Source organism: Pseudomonas silensiensis (assembly GCF_050434865.1).
GTDB lineage: Bacteria > Pseudomonadota > Gammaproteobacteria > Pseudomonadales > Pseudomonadaceae > Aquipseudomonas > Aquipseudomonas fluorescens_W.
The window spans coordinates 93,638-113,789 of sequence record NZ_JBNDJH010000022.1; the positions used below are offsets into that span (position 1 = coordinate 93,638).

The window sequence follows — 20,152 nt, forward strand, 5'->3', positions numbered from 1 at the left end:
GGGAGCAAGCTCCCTCGCCACAGATTATTCATCGCCTGCAGCCTTAAGCAAAATCCGCCCACTGGAGCAGGTCGCGGACTCGTTGCGATAGGTGAAATACAGCTTGCTGCGCGTCGGGTCGAAGCGCAGGTGCAATTGGACTTCATCGCCGGGACGCACCAGTTGCTGGAATTTCAGCACTTCCATGCCTGCGAATTTTGCCGGCAGGTCCATCAATTGCTGACCCAGCGTTAACGCCCATTCCACTTGCACTACACCGGGCAATACCGGCGCCTGAGGGAAGTGACCGCTGAAGTAGGCGAGGTCGGGTGGTACCGCCAGTTGCAGGCTCCATTCGCCATCGACTTCGACCTGATCCAGCACTTCCGGCGCCTTTGGACGCGGGGCCAGCAGCAGGGCTTCAACGGTGGCCTGGGGCAGTTTGCCCTGAGCGTTCAGCGGCAGTTGTCGCAGCAGGCGCCAGCGTCGTGGCAACGCCAGGGCTTCGCAATGCTGGCTCAAATGCTGACGCAGTTCCTGCGTGAGGGTGCGTCGACCCTGATTGCGCAAGGCATGCAGGCCTGACTCGGTCAGCACCAGCAGCGCACCCAATGAAGCGCGATTTTCCTGAACCACGCCAAGACGCGCTTCGGCGACCCAGTCGTGGGCCATCAGGGCCTGTTCCAGCATCGGTAGTGATATACGTTTTTCTTCCAGTTTGACGATCCGGTCCAGCCGTCCGAGCAGTTCGAATCGGCCGTCGGCAGCGATTCGCGCGGCGTCCGCGGTGTGTTCGATGTGCCCGGGAGGCAAGTACGGCGAAGCAATGAGCAGGGCGCCGTCGCTGTCCTGGCTCAACTCGATATCAGCAAAGGGTTGCCAGAGCGCGTGGCCCTGACGCCAGGCGATACCGCCGGTTTCCGAGCTGCCGAGGATTTCCGTTGGCCACTGTTGCAGGCGCTGGTGCAGGCTTTGTGCAGCCTCGGTCGGCAATGCACCACCGGAGGAAAATACCCGGCGAACCGCACTTAACGCGGACCAGTCGAGGTTGTCGCCCATGCGCTTGAGCAGCGCCGGGCTGGCGACCCAGGCGAACACCGGGTGTTCGCGGCTGGCGCGCTGCAGGTCTTCAGGGAATGCCAGTTGCTTGCGCACAAACGAGCGCCCGGCGCACAGCGGCCACAGCACTCGAAACAACAAGCCGTAGATATGCTGAGTGGCGACGCTGCCGATGATGCAAGCCGCGCCAAGATCGGCGCCCCAGAGCTGCTCCAGCGCTTCGACTTCATTGGCCAATTGGCGCAGGGTTTTGTCGATGCGCTTGGGCTCGCCGCTGGAACCGGACGTGCACAGGCTCAGCGAATTGCGATCCAGATCCAGCGCGGCGGCCATCAACGGCGGATGCCGATAATCGCTCAGGTGTGCGTCATCGGCCTGATCGGTCAGCCACAGATCGACTTCGGTCGACCAGCGCTGGCGAGTCTGGGCTTGCAGGTCTGCGGGCAGCAGCACGCTGACCCCGGCGCGCCAGGCGCCGAGCAGGGCAATCGCCAGGTCGGCGGCGTCCTCAAGGTGCACGGCAATGCGCCGCACACCCTGGGCTTGCAGGCCCGCGGCGAGGCTCAACGCCTGTTCGCACAGCTGAGCGTGATTCAGTGCCGGTTCGGCCGTCACGGCACGTTCCGGTTGCGCCTTGAGCAACAGGTGCTCAAGTTTTATCCAATTCATGGGTGGCCTCGTACCCGTTGTCGTATAAGCCATTCAATGGCAAATAACAGGCCCATCAATCCGTAGGAAATCAGGCCGGTGTACAACATCCACCAACTCAGCGGCGCCCATAGGGTCAGGGCGGCGGCGAGCAAACCGTTACAGAAGAAAAACACGCACCAGACGATCGTCACCTGGCGGGTATAAACAATCGCCTTGGCCGGCAGTTTCGGTTCGCGCAAACGCGCCAGGCGTTCGATGATCGGCGGGCCAACGATCAAGCTCAGGCCAAACAGCCCGAGCATGAACGCGCTGATCAGCACCGGGTACCAGCGCAGTAGCAGCGGGCTGTCGAACAACGCCAGCAACAGGCAAAAAGCAATCGCGGTGACTGCCATCCACAAACTGCCGGGCTTGCGCGTACCGAACAGTGCCCGGGCCAGCCACAGGCTGCCCAGCAGCAGACCAAACTGCCATGGCGCGAAATGCTCCATGCCGAAATACACCGCGAAGGGGTACAGCAGGCCCGCCAGCAGCAGGCCGAGGCCGATCAGTCGGCTCATGCGGCCGGCTGAACCAGACGGTAGACCGCCTCGACCACGTCGCTGACGGTACGCACCGATTTGAACTCTTCGGCAGCGATTTTCTTGCCAGTCTGGCGTTTGATGTGATCGATCAGGTCGACCGCGTCAATGCTGTCGATTTCCAGGTCCTGATACAGGTTGGATTCGAGGCTTACGCGCTCGGGGTCCAGCTCGAAGAGTTCGACCAGAGCATCGCGCAGGGTGTTGAAGATGTCGTCACGAGTTTGCATGGTCCGGTCTCAAGCTGCCTGTTTTGCAGTGACGAACGCCGCAAGGCTCGCCACGTTGCTGAAGTGATTGCGGGTGTCTTTGGCGTCGGCGTCGATTTTGATGCCGTACTTTTTCTGGATGGCCAGGCCGAGTTCCAGAGCGTCTACCGAATCCAGGCCCAGGCCTTCGCCGAACAGCGTCTGGTCGTCGCCGATGTCTTGTGCGCTCATGTCTTCAAGGCCCAGGGCGTCGATGATCAGTTCTTTGATTTCACGGTGTAGATCGCTCATCTTCGGCGAGCTCCTTAATGTAGTAATGATGCAAATAGTCATTGAGCTTGCGCGAGGCCTGAGGAGCGGGGCCCAGAGATGCGAAGGCTTGTGGGTCTATATCGGCCCCGACACGGAAACTGAAGTGCACACGGCGTTTTGGGATCCGATACCAGGGCTCGGCCTTGGTCAACGTGGTCGGGTTGACCTTGATAATCACCGGGGTGAGGATTTTCGCACCGCGCAGAGCGATCGACGCAGCACCCCGATGGAAGGCTGGCGCCTGACCGGGCCGCGTGCGGGTGCCTTCTGGAAAGATGATCAGCGTCTGGCCGCTTTTCAGCGCGTCGGCAGCGGCATCGAGCATGTCCATGCTGCCGTCGTTGCTGATGTATTCGATGCAGCGCAGCGGGCCGCGGGTAAAGGGGTTCTCCCAGAGGCTCTTCTTGACCACGCAATTGGCGTGGCGCACCAGGCCGATCAGGAACACCACATCGATCAGCGACGGGTGATTGGCAATGATCATTTGCCCCGGTCGACCGAGTTTTTCGGCGCCCTGGATGTCGTAAGTCAGCACGCCGGTGCGGGCCATGAATCGCACAAAAAACCAGAACAGGCGGGCGACGGTGTGTCGCGCTCGCCGCCGGTGTGTCCGGGCATCGCCGGGCAGGCAGTTCAGTAGCGGGAAAACCACAAGTCGCAGGCACAACCCGCCCAACCCGAACAGGGTGAAGCTCGCGGCGGTAGCCAGCAGGCGCCAGTAGTAGGCGTCGCGGTTTTTTTCGGTTACAGGTTGCGTTGCCAGGTCCATACACGATTTTTCCAGGCATGTTGGCAGGTTGTCTGCTGGCCGAGCAGAGTACGCAATAGGTTCAGTGCATGGGGCCATCGGGCTTTGGACAACTCATCCGAGGCGCTGTTCAGGGACAGCTGCCAGTCATTTCCGGGGGTGATCAGCAGGCCGACCGCGTAAGGGAACGGCACGTCGTCGATCCAGGTCGAGTAGGCTTCGGGCGGTTGCTCTTCGGTGACGATCAGCAGTACCGCGGGAGCGCCCTCGGAAAGCAAAGCCGCGGCCTCTAGCATGCCGTTTTCAAGGCCATCGCCGGCTGCAGCGAGGGCCGTCATTTCGCTGGTTTCGCCGCGCATGATCGACCACAGGCCGATGATCGCGTTGTGCACGGACAGGCTGAACTGAGTCGGCGACAGCGGCTGATCGGCAGCCAGATCACTGAGAATATCGAACGTGCGCGGGGTTTCGCCGTGGCGAGAAATAAAGACCAACGGTAGGTCCTGGCGGCCATCGGCCAAGGGCCAGCCGACACTGAACGCCATCCGCGCGAGACGGCTGAGTCGCCGGCGCTGCATGGCCGGTAGAAACGAGACGTCGGGTGCGGCATCGCTGCTCGCAAGCACGACCGGTTGTCGGCTCCAGGCCTGCCAGTCGTCCACGCTTTCGAGCCCAGGGGCCCACGCGCGCCAATGGGCGATGTTGAAATTGATCACAGACATTCATCCCGCCCCTGCGGGCTTCCTTGACGCGGTGAGTCGCAAAAAACGCGAACTACCCTACGTAGCGCTTAGCGCCGAGTGGTGCGCATTATCCCGTTGCGGCGGGCGTGTAGCAAATGATGGTTACATTTTGCTCAATGAAATGTACCGGTTGGTTCGTGCGTGGCTGTCAATTGGCCATTATCCACATCGTGGTGGGGACGTCTGTCGGCTCTGTCAGTGGTCAACGGCAGAGTTAGCGGCTTTTTTATTGAGAGATTGCCGATGACTGTGTAGTCCCGATGCCGGCAAGGTAGCTAAGCAGCGCCGTGGACTACTACACTCGGTCATTCTTTGATACACGGAGGTTTTGACATGCGGCGCGTGGTGTTCAATCAGAAAGGTGGCGTAGGCAAATCCAGCATTGCCTGCAATCTGGCGGCGGTCAGTGCCAGCGAGGGTTATCGCACCCTCTTGGTGGATCTCGATGCCCAGGCCAACTCCACTCAGTACCTGACGGGCCTCACCGGTAATGACATTCCCATGGGCATTGCCGATTTTTTCAAACAGACCCTGTCTTCCGGACCGTTCTCCAAGAAAAACCAGGTCGATATCTACGAAACCCCCTTCGACAACCTCCACCTCATCACCGCCACTGCTGAGCTGGCTGACTTGCAGCCCAAGCTTGAGGCCAAACACAAGATCAACAAGCTGCGCAAATTGCTCGAGGAGCTGGACGGTGATTACGACCGGATCTACCTCGATACTCCGCCAGCGCTGAACTTTTACGCGGTATCTGCGTTGATTGCCGCTGATCGTGTGCTTATTCCCTTCGATTGCGACAGCTTCTCGCGTCAGGCGTTATACGGCTTGTTGGCAGAAATCGAAGAATTGAAGGACGACCACAACGAAGGGCTGGAAGTTGAAGGGATTGTCGTCAACCAGTTCCAGGCTCGCGCCAGTCTGCCCCAACAAATCCTCGACGAACTGATCGCCGAAGGCCTGCCGGTATTACCGGTGTACCTGGGCAGCTCGGTGCGCATGCGTGAATCCCACCAGGCCAACACGCCGCTGATCCACCTCGACCCACGTCACAAGCTGACGCAGCAATTCGTCGATCTGCACAACCTTCTGGAAAATGCCTGACTACTCGTCGTCAGATCCCTTGGCTACGCAACCAACTCATCAATTGCGGTAACGGGAAGGCGCCACTCTGGCGCGCCACTTCCCGGCCGTTCTTGAACAGAATCAGGCTCGGGATCGAGCGAATCCCCAGTTGCGCCGACAACTGCTGGTTCGCCTCGCTGTCCAGCTTGGCCAGTCGACACTTACCCGCCAATTGCACCGCCGCCTGCTCGAACACCGGCGCAAACGACTTGCACGGCCCACACCAATCCGCCCAAACGTCCACCAGCAACGGCAGATCACCTTTGATCTGGCTGGTGTAATCGCTTTGCTTCAACTCAAAGGGTTTACTCAGCAGAACTTCGGCTTTGCAGCGACCGCATTTTGGATGGTCATTGAGGCGCTCGGCGGGGATGCGGTTGAGGCCGTTGCAGTGGGGGCAGGGGATGAGGAGTGGGTCGGACATAGTCGTGCTCTGAATGAGTGGGCAATCTTGAACTGATCTGGTGTCGCAAACTGCTTTTATCAAGCTGAGAAGGGCCAGCAGGAGCGACGCGCTTGTCGCAAATCCTCACATTTTCCAAGCGTTCCGTTTGGGATCGGTGGCTACGCTGGAAGCAACGCCATCATCTTCAAATCTCTCAGTGAGGAGTTCGCTTTGCCTTTAACCTCGTGCTACTTTTGTTGCACTTATCGAGAAATCGATGCCTTTCAATTATCGGATAGGAGTTATCCCGTGTCCGTGACTTCCAAAATCCGCCGTCAAGGTGGGGCTGCGGTGATTACCCTCCCGCCAACTTTACTGAAGCTCCTGCACCTGGAAGTAGGGGCACAGTTGGAACTGAATGTGGTCGATGGCGAGTTGATTGCCCGTCCGGTTGTACAGCCTCCTCGCAAGCGGTACAGCCTTGCCGAATTGCTTGAAGGTTCTGAAGAAGTCGCTGAGCTTAATGCTCAGACGGCGTTTGCACGTGAAGGCGATCCAGTTGGCCGGGAGCTAGGTTGATGGTTAGGCGGCAAGCCCCGCAGCGGGGCGATGTCTACTGGATTGACCCGAACCCGATTGCGGGACGAGAGATGATGAACCGGCATCGGTTCGTGGTGATTACGCCAAGGGAAATCAACTCCCTGGGTGTCAGCATGACTGTGCCCGTGACTAGTGGCGGGAGCTTCAGTCGAAACTCCGGTTTGGCGGTCATCGTCTCCGGCCACGAAACGAACGGTGTAGCGGTTTGCAATCAGGTGCGCAGTTTTGATATTGAGCAGCGAGTCCGGGACGGCTCAGCCAAGTTCATTGAACGACTTGATGACATCACGATGGCAGACATCATTGCTCGAGTCGTCAGTGCCATCGATCCCATGGATTGATCCCTCTCACGACGAACAACTGATCTCCAAATGCTTGCCCCACTCCGGCGGACGCTCGGCGTAGCTTTCCATCCCCGGCTGCTCCTCGAACGGATTACTCAGCACCGCGTGCAAGCGACGGACCTCTGAATAGTCGCCGCTCTCCGCCGCATCGATGGCTTTCTGCGCCAGGTAGTTGCGCAGGATGTACAGCGGATTGACGGCGTGCATGCGTTTGCGGCGTTGTTCCTGATCAGCCTCGCCTTCACGAACAACCCGGGCGATGTAGAGCTCGCCCCAGGCGTCGAAGCCTTTGATGTCGACGAAGTCATCGCGCAAACGGGCGACGGCCAGTTCCGGTGATTCTTCCCCTAAACGGCGGAAGAACAGGCTGTAGTCGACGCCACTGTTCTGCATCAGTTGCAGCAGGTGTTCCAACAGTTTCTGGTCATCGTCTTCGGCCGTGGTGAAGCCGAGGCGGCGGCGCATCAGGTCCAGGTAATGGGCCTGGTACAACGGGAAGTACAGACCGAGGGTTTCACGCAGGGCTTCGACGCTGATGAATGGCGTCAGGGCCTGGGCGAGGGCGCTGAGGTTCCACTGGCCGATTGGCACCTGGTTGCTGAAGGAGTAACGGCCCTGGTCATCGGAGTGGTTGCAGATGAAGTGGGCGTCGAAGTCGTCGAGGAAGGCGAACGGGCCGTAGTCGAAGGTAATGCCGAGGATCGACATGTTGTCAGTGTTCATCACGCCGTGGCAGAAGCCATAGGCCTGCCATTTGGCGATCAGTTCGGCATTGCGCTCGACGATTTCGCGAAACATCGCCAGGTACGGTTCCGGCTGTTCCAGGCACTCCGGGAAATGCATGGCCAGCACGTGGTCGCCGAGTTCTTTCTGTTTCTCGGGACGTTTGGTGTAGTAGAAATATTCGAAATGCCCGAAACGCACATGGCTCGGCGCCATGCGCAGGACCATGGCGGCGCGTTCCTGCTTCTCGCGCCACACCGGCGTGTCGGAGCCGATGACGCACAGGGCGCGGGTGGTCGGGATGTTCAGGGCATACAGCGCTTCGGAGGCAAGAAATTCGCGGATCGAGGACCGCAGCACCGCCCGGCCATCACCCATGCGCGAAAAGGGCGTCTGGCCGGCACCCTTGAGGTGCAGGTCCCAATGCTCGCCGGCCTCGTTGTAGACCTCGCCCAGCAACAGACCGCGACCATCGCCCAGTTGTGGGTTGTAGGAACCGAACTGATGACCTGAATAGACCATTGCCCTCGGGATCGCGTCAGCCCAGAGCTTATGGCCGCTGAACAGTTCGGCAAACTCCGGGGTTTCGGCCACGGTAGGGTCGAGATCGAGCAATGCCATGGCGGCGGGGCTGGCCACCACCAGGCGCGGGTTGTCGATGGGCTCAGGCAGCACATGGGTGGAAAACGTATCGCCCAGGCGGGCGAAACGGTTATCGAAGGTCAGTTCGTCGAGGGCTTTCAACGGCCATCTCCAGCAGAATGTCCGAGCATTCTGCTAGGGATAGGCCGCTTAGTCGAGCTTGGCCGCGGGTGGCTGTAACGGTGATTGGCCTTCCACCAGCGGCGCAATGGTTTTGGCTTCCGGATCGACGGGCACCATTCTGTATTCCTGGCCCTGGATGTTCTTGAGGTAAACCTCCATCTGCCGGAACGAGATGTTGATGTGCTGTTTCTTGAACTCGCGATTGATGAAGCGGTTGACCTCATCGAGCACCGGGTTCCGGTCGCCAAGGTCGCGCACATGCATACGCAACTCGTGGTCGAGGGTGCTTTCGCCGAAGTTCAGGAAGTACACGTGGGGTTCGGGATCCTTCAGCACACGTGGGTTTTCACGTGCAGCCTTGAGCAGCAATTCCTTGACCAGGTCCAGGTCCGAGCCGTAATCGACACCGAGCTTGAGGGTCACTCGGGTGATGGTGTCGGTCAGGGACCAGTTGATCAGTTGTCCTGTAATGAACGTCTTGTTCGGGACGATGATGTCCTTGCGGTCGAAGTCGGTGATGGTCGTGGCGCGGATGCGGATCTTGCTCACCGTACCGGACAGGTTACCAATGGTGATGGTGTCGCCAATCCGCACCGGACGTTCGAACAGGATCATGATCCCGGAGATGAAATTCGCGAAGATTTCCTGCATCCCGAAGCCGAGACCCACCGACAGCGCCGCCACCAGCCATTGCAACTTGTCCCAGCTCACGCCGAGTGTCGACAAGGTCGAGACGAAGCCGATGCCAGCGATCACGTAGGACAGCAAGGTGGTGGTGGCATAGGCGCTGCCCTGAGCCAGGTTCAGCTTCGACAGCACCAATACTTCCAGCAACCCCGGCAAGTTGCGCGCGAGAGCGAAGGTGATGCCGATGATGATCAGCGCGCCGAGCATGTCGCCAATGCTGATGGGCACCATGCTCATGTTGGCGCCGGTGCCGCTGGTGTATTCGTAGAGGGTGACGTTATCCAGGTACGAGAACACCGAGATCAGGTCCGACCAGACCCAGTACAGCGCCGCGATGAAACCGCCAAGCAGTGCCAGGCGGATCAGGCGCAGGGACTGCTCGTTGACCTTCTCGATGTCCAGCGTTGGCTCTTCGATCACCGCTTCGCCATCGCCGGCCTCTTTCGCAGCCTGGCGTTTGGCCAGGGCGCGCTGGTAGGCCAGACGGCGTGCCGCAACGCTGAGGCCGCGTACGAAGGTGGCTTCGATCACCAGCCAGAACATCAGCAGGTAAAGGGTGTTGATCAACCGGTCACTGAGCTTCAGCGCGGTGTAGTAATAGCCGAAGCACACCGCCACGAACAGCGCGACAGGCAGGACGGTGAACATGATCCCCACGGCCTTACGGAACAGCGAAGCGTTCTGGTGAGTCGGGCTGCTGATCAGCAGGCGACTGAGCAGCCAGGCCATCAACGCGTAGCAGGTCAGCACCACCGGCATGCCGAGTACGTCATCGGCCAGGGTCGCGGGTTGCAGCTCGGCGACCGCCACCACCGCGACCAACGCCATGACCACCAGCCCGAGTCGACGGACCCAGCCCTGCAGGAATTCGACCTGAGGTTTTTCCCAGCGGAAATGCAGTTCGGCCACGCCGCCCGGCGCAAGGACCCGGTAGGCGGTGTAGAACACTAGCCAGGCCTGGGCCATTTGCAGCAGCGCTGCGCCCATGTTCGCGTTCTGTCCGCGGGCGTCGATTTGCAAGGCCAGGCCACACAAGGCCAGACCCAGGGAGACCGGCATCGCTAGCAGAATGTTGATCAGGATTGCCTGCGGCGTGTGCCACTGGCTGTCGCGCTTGAAGTGGCCGATGTCCTGGTGAACCTTGCTCAGTCGGGCATACAGGCTTTTGCGCCGCCACAGCAGGGCACCGATCAACAGTGCCAGGGGCAGGAACAGCAGCGGCCGTTGGGTCAGGCCGTCACTTAATTCGCTCAGGCTGGAAGCCCACGGCAGCGTGGTGACCTGACGTTCCAGACGCTCCGGCACGGCGCGCATCCATTCCAGGTCCAGCGGCTTGTTGCTGGGAATCCAGAACATCTGCTCATCGAGGGTCGCCCGCAGGCTTTGCGCGGTGCTGAGCAGTTGTTTCTGATTGAGTTGCAACGTGATGGATTCGTTGAGCACCGCGCTGAGTTCGCGGTTCAGCCGCTCCAGCAGGTCCGCACGGGTCGTGGCCAGTTCCAGCAGGCTCTTGCGCAGTTGCGGGGTGACTTGCTCGGGAGGCTGAGTCGACAGCAGGTTATCGACGTAGGCCGCCGGGTTGCTGAGCAGTTCCCGTTGCTGGCTGACTTCGAATTGATAGAGGCGAATGTCGGCGATCTGGTCGGCCAGGTCACGGTCGAGCCTGAGGCGTGGCAGAGACTGTTTCTGTTTGTAGAGAATCTTGGAGAGCAGCAGGCTGCCCTTGAGCACGTTGATTTGCTCGTCCAGCGCCGAATCGCTCTGGGTCACGTTGTCCAGCTGCTGCTTGGTCTGCAGGTTCTGCTGGGTGACTTCGTTGAGGCGGTCCGTACTTTTGAGCAGGTAGTCCGAAAGCTTCAGGTTCGCCGCGCTTTCGGTAGCCAGCAGGCTGCTGCCGCCGGACTTCTGCGCTTCGATGGATTGCTGCGTCACCGTCTCTTGTGACTGGGCCAGGCGCTTCTGGTTGATCAGGGTTTGCAGCTCCTGGATTTCCTGATCCAGGCGATCGGATTTTTCCGAGAGCAAGTCATGTTGGCTGTTACCCAAGTCCTGCAACTGGTTGTTGCCGGCCAGTTCCTGGCGACGCAACGGGATCAGGGCGTTCAGTGCCGCGAGTTCAGCGTTGAGCAGGTCGCGTTGCTCAGAGGTCAAGGTCTTGCCGGCGTCCTTGCCGATCTTGAGGATGTTGTTGATCTGCTGGATGCGAGTCTGGCTGGCAGAAATTTCGGCCTGTGCGCGCTCTGGGCGGGTCTGGGCAGTAATCACCAGACTGTTGGCCTCGGCCAGGGCTTTCTGCAGATCGCTTTGCTGGGTGGAGCGCTCGGTGAGCATTTGCTCCAGCTGCTGAATAGGCTCTTTGGCATAGCGCTGCGGTACTGGCAGCACTTTGGTGGCTTTAAGCTTGGTCAGTTCTCGCTGGTTCTCGATGTTCTGCTTCGGGGCGTTGGCCAGTTGCTGCTTGAGATCGGCCAGTTTCTGCTCGTAATCACGTTGGTTGTTGAGCTGTGTCAGCGTGTTTTGGAGGATGCTCTGCAGGGCTTTCTGATCGGCTTCCGGCAATTTGCGGTCGGCGATCTTGTCCAGGTTCGCCTGCACGGCTTCGCTGGACGGCGGTTCGGCCGCTTGCAATGTACCGACAGTAAGACTCAAGCCCAGCAGGGCCGTGATGATAAACGTGCGCAGGGTTGACATAGAGACCGATCGAAAGCGAGACGAAGTGTGGAGTTTAGAGGAACAAGCCCGGACCGGGGCGACTTCCTTCGGGGAATCTGACGCCCACTTTACCGATCTTGTTCCCTTCCATGACTGCGACGGTCCAAATGGTGTTGTTCCACTCCACATGGTCACCGACTACGGGTGCACCGCCCACTTTCTGGGCAATGAAATGACCGAGCGACATGTCCGGATCGATGCCTTCCACTTTCAACCCGTAAAGCGCCGCAACCGCAGCCAACTGGGCGTCTCCTTCGAGTACGAAGTCGCCGAAGAAACGCAAATCGAGGCCCCGTTGCGGTGCCTGACTGAAGAGTTTTCCGAGGGCCGGAAGGTTGTGTTCATGGCCGATTACGCACAGCAAATCGTCGACTTCGAGCACCGTACTACCCGACGGATGGAGCAGTTGCTGGCGACGAAACAGTGCTGCAATCCGAGTGCCTTCGGGCATTTTCAGTTCGCGAAGGGGCGAGCCGATGCACCATTTCTCGGCACCGAGGCGATAAACGAACAGCTCCCACTCACTGGTGACGTGCACTTCCAGGGCTGCGCGGGAGATCGGCGCCGGCTCTGGCGGAACGGTCACTTTCAAAAGCTTCGCCACCCACGGCAGGCTCGTGCCCTGCACCAGCAGCGACACCAATACGATAAAGAAGGCGAGGTTGAAATACAGCTGGGCGTTGGGCAGGCCGGCCATCAGCGGGAACACCGCCAGAATGATCGGGACCGCGCCGCGTAACCCGACCCAGGAAATGAACGCCTTCTCGCGCCCATGGAACGCCTTGAACGGCAGCAGGCCGACGATCACCGACAACGGCCGCGCAAACAGAATCATCCACAGCGCCAGGCCCAGGGCGGGCAGGGCAATCGGCAACAAGTCGTGGGGCGTTACCAGCAGCCCCAGTACCAGGAACATGCCGATTTGCGCCAGCCAGGCCATGCCATCGAGCATGTGCAAAATGCCGTGGCGGCTGCGCACCGGGCGGTTGCCGATGACCAGGCCGCACAGGTAAACCGCCAAAAAGCCGCTGCCGTGCAAGGCGTTGGTCAGGGCAAACACAACCAGTCCGCCAGCAATCACCAGGATCGGATACAGGCCGGTGGCCAAGTGGATACGGTTGACCAGTTGCAGCATGACCCAGCCGCCGCCCAGGCCGATGACAGCACCGATGCCGAACTCACGCATCAAGTGCCCGAGCAGGCTCCAATGCAGGCCGGTCTGGCCGCTGGCGAGCATGTCGATCAGGGTCACGGTGAGGAACACCGCCATCGGGTCGTTGCTGCCGGACTCGATCTCGAGGCTGGCGGTCACCCGTTCGTTCAGGCCTTTGCCGCCGAGCAGCGAGAATACCGCCGCGGCGTCGGTGGAGCCGACGATAGCGCCGATCAGCAGGCCCTGAATCAGGTTCAGGTTGAACAGCCACGCGGCTGCCATGCCGGTCAGCCCGGTGGTGATCAACACCCCGACCGTCGCCAGCGACAGCGCCGGCCATAATGCCACGCGGAAGCTGGAAACCCGGGTGCGCAAGCCGCCGTCGAGCAGGATGACGGCCAGGGCGAGGTTGCCGACCAGATAAGCCGTTGGGTAGTTATCGAAAATAATGCCAGCGCCGTCGACGCCGGCCGACATGCCCACCGCGAGGATGATCACCAGAATCGGGATACCGAGGCGCGATGAAAGTGAGCTCACCAGAATGCTTGCACCTACCAGCAACGCGCCGATCAAGAACAGGCTGTTGATGGTCGTCGCATTCAAAGGCAGTACTCCAGAAAGCTGAAAGGCGGGCGCAAACTGACCATGCAGTCTGCGTGCCAGCGATTCTAACCTGTTGAAATGTGATGCTGTCAAAAAGCTTTTTTGACAGTGCGTGGCCTGGATTTTTGTTCGACTTGCAACCGACCCCTCACCCTACCCTCCCGAAACGTCGGACCGCCCCAGAGGGGCGAGGGGACTGACCGAGGTGCTTGCGCGAAATATTGCGACCTGAGATATCGAGCCGAACTCAGGTTCTGAACAGCATGAAGATCGGCTCCCTTTCCCCCTCTCCCCCGTGGGGAGAGGGCTGGGGTGAGGGGTGGCTCTTGAAAGCACCACCAATCCCGATCAGAGGCTAAACCGCCCAACCATGTTGTTCAGGTCCAGCGCCAATCGCGACAGCTCATTGCTCGCGGCACTGGTCTGGTTAGCCCCGGTGGCCGACTGCACCGACAGATCACGAATGTTCACCAGGTTGCGATCCACTTCGCGGGCCACCTGTGCCTGCTCTTCGGCAGCGCTGGCGATCACCAGGTTGCGTTCGTTGATTTCGACGATGGCGCTATTAATAGTGTCGAGCGACATGCCTGCGCCACGGGCGATGTTCAAGGTCGATTCAGCGCGCTCGGTGCTGTTGCGCATCGAATCCACTGCGTGTTCGGTACCGCTCTGGATGCTGCCGATCATGCGTTCGATTTCGCTGGTCGACTGCTGGGTACGGTGGGCCAGGGCACGCACTTCGTCCGCTACCACGGCGAAACCACGACCGGCCTCACCGGCACGAGCAGCTTCGATTGCCGCGTTCAATGCCAGCAAGTTGGTCTGATCAGCCAGACCGCGAATCACGTCCAGCACTTTGCCGATGTCACGGGACTCGTTGGCCAGGTCGCCAATCAGGGTCGCGGTGCTCTGCACATCGGCGCTCATACGTTCGATGGCGCTGACGGTTTCCTGCACCAGGTCACGGCCATCACCGGCGGAAGTGGTGGCATTTTTCGAGGCTTCGGACGTGCTGACGGCATTGCGCGCGACTTCTTCCACGGCGCTGGTCATTTCGTTGACCGCGGTGGCGGCTTGTTCGATTTCGTTGTTCTGCTGGGTCAGGCCACGGGCGCTTTCGTCGGTGACACTGTTGAGCTCTTCAGCGGCGGACGCCAGTTGCGTGGCGGAACCGGAAATCCGTTGCAGGGTGTCGCGCAGCTTGTCCTGCATCTTCGACATGGCCAGCAGCAAGCGGCCGGCTTCGTCTTCGCCATCGACATGGATCGGGCGCGTCAGGTTGCCTTCGGCAATTTCTTCGGCAGCGCTCAGGGCGTTGGCGATCGGCTTGGTGATGCTGTTGGTCAGCAACCAGGCGAAAAGCAGGGTCAGGCCGGTCGCGATCACTAGCAGGGTGACCACCAGGTTGAAGGCCGAGGCGTATTGGTCGGCCGCTTGCTGATTGGTGTCGAGGGTCTGCTGAGTGTTGATCTCCAGAAGGCGGTTCAACACGGCATTCACCGCTTCGGAGTTGGTCAGCAAATCGGTGTTGAGCAGGGTGCGCAGCTCATCGACCTGATTGTTGCGCGACAGGGTCTTCATGCGGTCTTCGATCTGACGGTACTGGCCGAGCAACTGCACGTACTGGTCGTAGGCCGAACGTTCCTGCGGGTTGGTGATCAGTTTTTCGTAAATCGCCTGAGCGGCGCGAATCTGCTGATTGCGGGTTTCCAGCAGTTCCATGGTTTTTTGCTGCACGTCCGGCTCGCGGTTCACCAGCAAACGGTAGGACAGCACGCGCAGGCGCAAGGTGAGTTGCGTGAACTCGTCGAGGCTCTTGATGCTCGGCACGCTGCTTGAGGTGATCTCCTCGGTGGCGCCGCGAATCTTGCTCATCTGGTTCAAGGCAAACACACCCAGAATCAGCATCAGGCCGCCAATCAGGGCAAAACCGAGGAACGCCCGTGGCGCGATATTCATATTACGAAGGGACATGGTGTTTACCGAAAAGAGCGCATCCGTGCGGCGCTGAGACTGACGTATGGGTGACTTATCGGTCATACGACTAAAGTCTTGAGGCCCTGCGCGTATTTGTCGCACAAAGGCTCCGGCGACGAAGTGCAGGAACCAGATCCGCCAATCACAGTCTTTAAAGTTCGCGAGGAAGGTCGTCCGCCAGGAAAATCAAGGCCTTGCGCCCCAATAACCCTGGCATCCGTGGTGACTTTTCTTTATCGTACGCGCCCCTTGAAAATGCTTGGAAAATCAAAATGTTGGAAGCATCCCTAAGCCAATTGGAACAGCTGGTCAGCGACCTGGTGCAACAGAACCAGACCCTGCTCGGCACTAACCAAACCCTGAGCGCAGAACTGGCCCAGGCCAAGGATGAAAACGAAAGCCTGCAGCTGAGCCTGATGGAACAGGAAGAGAAACAAGGTGCCACCGCCGCACGTATCCAGGCCCTGGTTGAGCGCGTCAGCGCCGGCCCAGTCAGCGCATGAATCACGGCGCCGCAGGGGTAAAAGTCGTCTCGATCCTGGGGGAGGACTATTCGATCAAGGCGCCGGCCGGGGAAGAGCAAACCCTGCTGGACGCCGCGTTAATGCTGAAGGCTGCCCTGGCCGACACCAAAAGGAAGTACCCGACGCTGATCGGTGACCGCTTGCTGGTGCTGGCCGCGATGAATCTGTGCTCCCAGCAGATCGAAATGCAGAAACAGCACAAGCAGGAACTCGACCGTTACCAAGAGCAAGTCAGCGCCACGGTTGAAGTGATCTCCAAGACGATCAATCAGGCCTGATCGGCTTTGCGCACAACCAAAGAATAAATTGTCGTTTGCGTTGTATACAATCGGCACGGCTGTTGCAGTGTTTCAGCCTCTTATTCTTTGGGGGTGCTCCATGCAGTTCTGGCGACGCAGTATTCAATGGCAGTTGATCCTGAGCATGGGCACCGCCCTGCTGGTCAGTATTCTGATCGTGGTTGGCATATATACCCTCGTGGTCAACCGTCTCGCCGAGCGCTATCTGGTCGAACAAGCGCTGCCGTCGAGCATCGAAGCGATGCGCAACGACATCGAGCGAATCCTCGTTCAACCCCTCACCGCCGCCAAGGACATCGCCAGCAACAGCATGGTGCGCGACTGGCTGGCCGGGGGTGAAAACAGTGCTCAGACCAACACCTTCGTTACCTATCTGGAAGGCATCCGCGCCGAGCACAAAGCCTTTACCGCGCTGATCGTCGGCACAGCTTCAAACCACTACTTCAACGAAAAAGGCCTGGACCGGACCCTCAGCCGCTCCAACCCCAAAGACGCCTGGTTCTACTCGTTCCTCGACAGCAACCAGCCGCGCACCCTCAATATCGACAATGACACCGCGACCGGAGAGTTGGCGCTGTTCATCGACCTCAAAGTCGAGCAGGCCGGCAAAGTCGTGGGCGTTGCCGGGCTTGGCCTGAGCATGAAAGAGCTGTCGGAGCTGATCCACAACTTCAACTTCGGTGAGCGCGGCAAGGTCTATCTCGTGCGTTCCGACGGTTTGATCCAGGTTCACCCCGAAGCGCAGTTCAGCGGCAAACGCTCCTTGGCCGAACAGATTGGCGCCCCGGCAGCGCAAGCCGTCATGGGCCAACAAGCGGCCACCCACAGCAGCTTCGATCGCGATGGCGAAGATTTCCTGGCATTGAGCCTGCCGTTGCGGGACTTGGGTTGGACTCTGGTGGCCGAAGTGCCACAGTCGCAGATCTACGCCGAAGCCCGCCGCGCGATGTGGATGAGCAGCGGTATCGGCCTGGCGGTGGCGCTGGTTTGCCTGATGTTGGTGGTGTTGTTGGCCCGTGGATTGGTGCGGCCGATCCGTCAGGTAACAGCGGCATTGGTAGCCATCGGTAGCGGTGGTGGAGATTTGACCCACAGGTTAGATTCCAGTCGCGCCGATGAACTGGGTGACCTTGCTCGCGGCTTCAATCGATTCCTGGAAAGCCAGCGCGACATGATCGGCGAAGTGCTGACCACCAGCGAGCGCTTACGCACGGCAGTCGGCCAGGTGGCGCGGGTGGTGGACAACACCGCAGAGCGTTCCGGTCGGCAGCAGGAAATGACCGACATGGTCGCCACCGCCGTCCACGAAATGGGCCTGACCGTGCAGGAAATCGCCCAGAATGCCGGCACCGCTGCGCTGGCTTCACAAACTGCCCGCGATGAGGCGATGCAGGCGCGGGAAGTGGTGGGCGGGTCGATCCGGCATATTGAAAGCATGTCCGATGAGATTGGCCTCGCGGCCAGTGCGGTGGGCGAGTTGGCCCATCAGGTGGCATCCATCGATCAGGTGCTGGCAGTGATACGCGGGATTTCCGAGCAGACCAATTTGTTGGCGCTCAACGCGGCCATCGAAGCGGCGCGGGCCGGGGACATGGGGCGTGGGTTTGCGGTAGTCGCGGATGAGGTGCGGACGTTGGCGCGGCGGACGCAGTCGTCGACTGACGAGATTCAGCAGATGATTGGCAGCCTCAAGCAAGGCGCGGAGAACGCAGTGTCGTCGATGCATTCCGGGCAAGCGGCGACCGGCACGGGTGTCGAATCGAGCCAGCGCACCGGGGCGTCGTTGACGGCGATTACCGGACAGGTCGAGCGCATCAGCGACATGAACCATCAGGTGGCCGCGGCGACGGAAGAGCAGTCGGCGGTGACGGAAGAGATTAACCGGAACGTGCAGGGGATTTCCGATCTGGCCCATGCCACTGCAGGGGAGGTCAGGGCTTGCCGCGAGGATTGTCAGACATTGCAGCGGTTGGCGGATGATTTGGCGCGGCAGATGGGTAGCTTCAAGCTGAGCTGACGCCATCGCGAGCAGGCTCACTCCTACATTGGGAAATGTGTTCACCACAGAACTACTGTAGGAGTGAGCCTGCTCGCGATTAGCCTTCAGCAACACCAAAAATGCAGGATCAGAACCACTCATCCTGCATTGTCAGGCACACATCATCCCGAGCCTCAAGAATCGCCAATTCATGGTGGCAACCCGGCACTTCCCACGTCAGGAAATATCGCGCCGCTTGCAGCTTGCCTCTATAGAAGCTCACATCCGCCACATTCCCTTTGGCCAGCCCTTCCTCAGCGCGAATCGCCTGCTCCAGCCAGCGCCAGCCAATCACCGTGTGCCCGAACACTTTCAAATACAGCGCCGAATTCGCCAGGCTGCTGTTGACCTTGCCTTGCCCCAAATCCGTCAGCAAACCAATGGTCACGGTTTGCAGACGCGCCACCAATTTCTCCAGCGGCTCACGCAGCGCGGTTAACGATTCATACGCTTGAGCACGCTCGGCGGTATCGGCAATCAGACGGATCAATTGCTTGAGCCCCGCACCACCGTTCTGCGCCAGTTTGCGGCCCAGCAAGTCCAGCGATTGAATGCCGTGAGTCCCTTCGTGAATCGGGTTCAGGCGGTTGTCGCGGTAATACTGTTCAACAGGGTACTCGCGGGTGTAGCCGTGGCCGCCGAGTATCTGGATCGCCAGTTCGTTAGCCTTCAGGCAAAACTCCGAGGGCCAGGATTTGACGATCGGTGTCAGCAAATCCAGTAACTCATGGGCTTGCTTGCGCTGGTCTTCAGTCTCCAGCGTCGTGGTGTCATCGAACAGCCGCGCGGCGTACAGCCCGAGGTCGAATGAACCTTCGACATAGGCCTTCTGCGTCAGCAACATCCGTTTGACATCGGCGTGCTGAATGATCGCCACCGGCGCGGTATTCGGATCCTTGCTGTCCGGCACGCGACCTTGCGGGCGCTCGCGGGCGTACTCCAGGGAATACAGATAACCGGCGTACCCGAGCATCACCGCGCCCATGCCGACGCCGATCCGCGCTTCATTCATCATCTGGAACATGTAGCTCAAGCCATGATGAGGCTTGCCCACCAGGTAGCCGACACACTCGCCGTTGTCGCCGAAGTTCAACGCGGTGGAGGTGGTGCCGCGCCAGCCCATCTTGTGGAACAGCCCGGCCAGCAACACATCGTTGCGCTTGCCCAGACTGCCGTCATCGTTGACCAGAAACTTGGGCACGATGAACAGCGAAATACCCTTCACCCCGGCCGGTGCGTCCGGCAACTTGGCCAGCACCATGTGCACGATGTTTTCCGACAGCGGGTGATCACCGCCGGAGATGAAGATCTTGTTGCCCTTCAGACGATAGGTGCCGTCAGACGCAGGCTCTGCGCGGGTACGAATATCCGACAGCGACGAGCCGGCATGCGGTTCGGTCAGCGCCATGGTGCCGAAGAAGCGACCGTCGATCATCGGTTGCAGGAAGCGCTGCTTCTGCTCCTCGGTGCCGAAACTTTCGATCAGGTTCGCCGCGCCCATGGTCAGGAATGGATAAGAGGTCGACGCCGCGTTGGCCGACTGAAAATGCGCAAAGCAGGCCTGGGACAACAGCGTAGGCAGCTGCATCCCGCCCGCGTCGAAACTGCGTGCGGCGTTGAGGAAGCCGGCTTCAAGGAAGGCATCTACCGCCGGTTTCACTTCTGGAATCAGAATCGCCTGACCGTCCTCATAGCGCGGCTCGTTCTCGTCGTTCTTGCGGTTGTGCGGGGCGAAGAACTTCTCGGCGATGTTGCGAGCGGTGCCGATGGCGGCATCGAAGGTCTCGCGATTGTGCTCGGCGAAACGCTCGCGCTGAGTCAGGCCTTCGGCATCGAGGACTTCATACAGCTCGAAAGCCAGATTGCGGGAACTGAGCAACGTCTCGGACATGGCGGCCTACCTTTTTTTGGGATGGACCGAGTCTAGGCGTGGGG

Annotated in this window: 18 protein-coding genes and 2 pseudogenes; 7 read left to right on the forward strand and 13 right to left on the reverse strand. The window is 59.9% G+C overall.

Annotation, left to right across the window (positions count from 1 at the left end; all coding sequences use genetic code 11):
- Nucleotides 1-24 precede the first annotated feature (24 nt).
- The 6 genes from QF010_RS25925 to QF010_RS25950 are packed head-to-tail and all read right to left on the reverse strand — an operon-like array spanning nt 25 to nt 4,261.
- Nucleotides 25-1,707, reverse strand: a complete 1,683-nt coding sequence (locus QF010_RS25925; protein WP_033055410.1) for an acyl-CoA synthetase family protein — start codon at nt 1,705-1,707, stop codon at nt 25-27.
- On the reverse strand, nt 1,704-2,249 hold the full coding sequence (locus tag QF010_RS25930) for a COG4648 family protein (protein WP_033055411.1): 546 nt from the start codon (nt 2,247-2,249) through the stop codon (nt 1,704-1,706). The genes QF010_RS25925 and QF010_RS25930 overlap by 4 nt, the downstream gene beginning before the upstream one ends.
- Entirely contained in the window at nt 2,246-2,500 is a 255-nt protein-coding gene (locus QF010_RS25935) for an acyl carrier protein (protein ID WP_007992314.1), read from the reverse strand. Before QF010_RS25935 ends, QF010_RS25930 begins: the two co-directional genes overlap by 4 nt.
- A gap of 9 nt (nt 2,501-2,509) precedes the next feature.
- Complete coding sequence (locus QF010_RS25940; protein ID WP_033055412.1) at nt 2,510-2,770, reverse strand: phosphopantetheine-binding protein; 261 nt, start codon at nt 2,768-2,770, stop codon at nt 2,510-2,512.
- Entirely contained in the window at nt 2,751-3,560 is an 810-nt protein-coding gene (locus tag QF010_RS25945; RefSeq protein ID WP_033055413.1) for a lysophospholipid acyltransferase family protein, read from the reverse strand. The genes QF010_RS25940 and QF010_RS25945 overlap by 20 nt, the downstream gene beginning before the upstream one ends.
- Entirely contained in the window at nt 3,536-4,261 is a 726-nt protein-coding gene (locus QF010_RS25950; RefSeq protein ID WP_033055414.1) for a beta-ketoacyl synthase chain length factor, read from the reverse strand. Before QF010_RS25950 ends, QF010_RS25945 begins: the two co-directional genes overlap by 25 nt.
- 354 nt (nt 4,262-4,615) lie before the next feature.
- On the opposite strand from QF010_RS25950, the gene QF010_RS25955 reads away from it, so the two are divergent.
- Nucleotides 4,616-5,386, forward strand: coding sequence for a ParA family protein (locus tag QF010_RS25955; protein ID WP_033055415.1), 771 nt, complete (start codon nt 4,616-4,618; stop codon nt 5,384-5,386).
- A 10-nt stretch (nt 5,387-5,396) separates the two neighbouring features.
- Here the strand turns inward: QF010_RS25955 and trxC are convergent, their stop codons facing one another.
- The gene (gene trxC, locus QF010_RS25960; protein WP_033055416.1) at nt 5,397-5,831 is read right to left on the reverse strand and encodes a thioredoxin TrxC; all 435 of its coding nucleotides are present in this window, start codon (nt 5,829-5,831) and stop codon (nt 5,397-5,399) included.
- Nucleotides 5,832-6,101: 270 nt separating this feature from the next.
- Here trxC and mazE point away from each other — a divergent pair, with 270 nt between their 5' ends.
- Nucleotides 6,102-6,371 carry a type II toxin-antitoxin system antitoxin MazE gene (gene mazE / locus QF010_RS25965; protein WP_033055417.1) on the forward strand — a complete coding sequence of 90 codons (270 nt, stop codon included), beginning with the start codon at nt 6,102-6,104 and terminating at the stop codon, nt 6,369-6,371.
- Complete coding sequence (gene mazF, locus QF010_RS25970) at nt 6,371-6,733, forward strand: type II toxin-antitoxin system toxin MazF (protein ID WP_033055418.1); 363 nt, start codon at nt 6,371-6,373, stop codon at nt 6,731-6,733. Before mazE ends, mazF begins: the two co-directional genes overlap by 1 nt.
- Nucleotides 6,734-6,739: 6 nt before the next feature.
- On the opposite strand, the gene selO is transcribed toward mazF, so the two are convergent.
- From selO to QF010_RS25995, 5 genes and pseudogenes are all read right to left on the reverse strand, one after another.
- Entirely contained in the window at nt 6,740-8,203 is a 1,464-nt protein-coding gene (selO, locus tag QF010_RS25975) for a protein adenylyltransferase SelO (RefSeq protein ID WP_429534202.1), read from the reverse strand.
- 48 nt (nt 8,204-8,251) lie between these two features.
- Nucleotides 8,252-11,602: a mechanosensitive channel MscK gene (mscK, locus tag QF010_RS25980; protein WP_429534203.1), complete on the reverse strand. Its 3,351-nt coding sequence runs from the start codon at nt 11,600-11,602 to the stop codon at nt 8,252-8,254.
- Nucleotides 11,603-11,636: 34 nt separating this feature from the next.
- Entirely contained in the window at nt 11,637-13,379 is a 1,743-nt protein-coding gene (locus QF010_RS25985; RefSeq protein ID WP_429534204.1) for a potassium/proton antiporter, read from the reverse strand.
- Nucleotides 13,380-13,727: 348 nt separating this feature from the next.
- Nucleotides 13,728-14,600 (reverse strand): methyl-accepting chemotaxis protein, encoded by an 873-nt coding sequence (locus QF010_RS25990; protein ID WP_371925560.1) that lies wholly within the window; start codon nt 14,598-14,600, stop codon nt 13,728-13,730.
- Nucleotides 14,583-15,419: pseudogene (locus QF010_RS25995) on the reverse strand (MCP four helix bundle domain-containing protein); the annotation flags it as partial. The pseudogene QF010_RS25995 and the gene QF010_RS25990, both read right to left, overlap by 18 nt.
- 209 nt (nt 15,420-15,628) lie before the next feature.
- Here QF010_RS25995 and QF010_RS26000 point away from each other — a divergent pair.
- The 4 genes and pseudogenes from QF010_RS26000 to QF010_RS26015 all read left to right on the forward strand — a co-directional run bounded on the left by QF010_RS26000 (nt 15,629) and on the right by QF010_RS26015 (nt 18,196).
- Nucleotides 15,629-15,859 (forward strand): hypothetical protein, encoded by a 231-nt coding sequence (locus QF010_RS26000; RefSeq protein WP_008149645.1) that lies wholly within the window; start codon nt 15,629-15,631, stop codon nt 15,857-15,859.
- Nucleotides 15,856-16,158, forward strand: coding sequence for a cell division protein ZapA (locus tag QF010_RS26005; protein WP_008149648.1), 303 nt, complete (start codon nt 15,856-15,858; stop codon nt 16,156-16,158). The genes QF010_RS26000 and QF010_RS26005 overlap by 4 nt, the downstream gene beginning before the upstream one ends.
- 145 nt (nt 16,159-16,303) lie before the next feature.
- Nucleotides 16,304-17,329, forward strand: a pseudogene (locus QF010_RS26010) (HAMP domain-containing protein); the annotation flags it as partial.
- A gap of 135 nt (nt 17,330-17,464) precedes the next feature.
- Entirely contained in the window at nt 17,465-18,196 is a 732-nt protein-coding gene (locus QF010_RS26015) for a methyl-accepting chemotaxis protein (RefSeq protein ID WP_419866180.1), read from the forward strand.
- Between the two features lie 109 nt (nt 18,197-18,305).
- Here the strand turns inward: QF010_RS26015 and QF010_RS26020 are convergent, their stop codons facing one another.
- Nucleotides 18,306-20,108, reverse strand: a complete 1,803-nt coding sequence (locus QF010_RS26020; protein WP_033055428.1) for an acyl-CoA dehydrogenase — start codon at nt 20,106-20,108, stop codon at nt 18,306-18,308.
- Between the last annotated feature and the right edge of the window lie 44 nt (nt 20,109-20,152).

Coding starts and splice junctions, on each gene's coding strand:
- QF010_RS25925 (WP_033055410.1), bottom strand. CDS start 1,707: ATGAATTGGATAAAACTTGAGCACCTGTTGCTCAAGGCGCAACCGGAA.
- QF010_RS25930 (WP_033055411.1), bottom strand. CDS start 2,249: ATGAGCCGACTGATCGGCCTCGGCCTGCTGCTGGCGGGCCTGCTGTAC.
- QF010_RS25935 (WP_007992314.1), bottom strand. CDS start 2,500: ATGCAAACTCGTGACGACATCTTCAACACCCTGCGCGATGCTCTGGTC.
- QF010_RS25940 (WP_033055412.1), bottom strand. CDS start 2,770: ATGAGCGATCTACACCGTGAAATCAAAGAACTGATCATCGACGCCCTG.
- QF010_RS25945 (WP_033055413.1), bottom strand. CDS start 3,560: ATGGACCTGGCAACGCAACCTGTAACCGAAAAAAACCGCGACGCCTAC.
- QF010_RS25950 (WP_033055414.1), bottom strand. CDS start 4,261: ATGTCTGTGATCAATTTCAACATCGCCCATTGGCGCGCGTGGGCCCCT.
- QF010_RS25955 (WP_033055415.1), top strand. CDS start 4,616: ATGCGGCGCGTGGTGTTCAATCAGAAAGGTGGCGTAGGCAAATCCAGC.
- trxC (WP_033055416.1), bottom strand. CDS start 5,831: ATGTCCGACCCACTCCTCATCCCCTGCCCCCACTGCAACGGCCTCAAC.
- mazF (WP_033055418.1), top strand. CDS start 6,371: ATGGTTAGGCGGCAAGCCCCGCAGCGGGGCGATGTCTACTGGATTGAC.
- mscK (WP_429534203.1), bottom strand. CDS start 11,602: ATGTCAACCCTGCGCACGTTTATCATCACGGCCCTGCTGGGCTTGAGT.
- QF010_RS25990 (WP_371925560.1), bottom strand. CDS start 14,600: ATGTCGAAGATGCAGGACAAGCTGCGCGACACCCTGCAACGGATTTCC.
- QF010_RS26000 (WP_008149645.1), top strand. CDS start 15,629: ATGTTGGAAGCATCCCTAAGCCAATTGGAACAGCTGGTCAGCGACCTG.
- QF010_RS26005 (WP_008149648.1), top strand. CDS start 15,856: ATGAATCACGGCGCCGCAGGGGTAAAAGTCGTCTCGATCCTGGGGGAG.
- QF010_RS26015 (WP_419866180.1), top strand. CDS start 17,465: ATGGTCGCCACCGCCGTCCACGAAATGGGCCTGACCGTGCAGGAAATC.
- QF010_RS26020 (WP_033055428.1), bottom strand. CDS start 20,108: ATGTCCGAGACGTTGCTCAGTTCCCGCAATCTGGCTTTCGAGCTGTAT.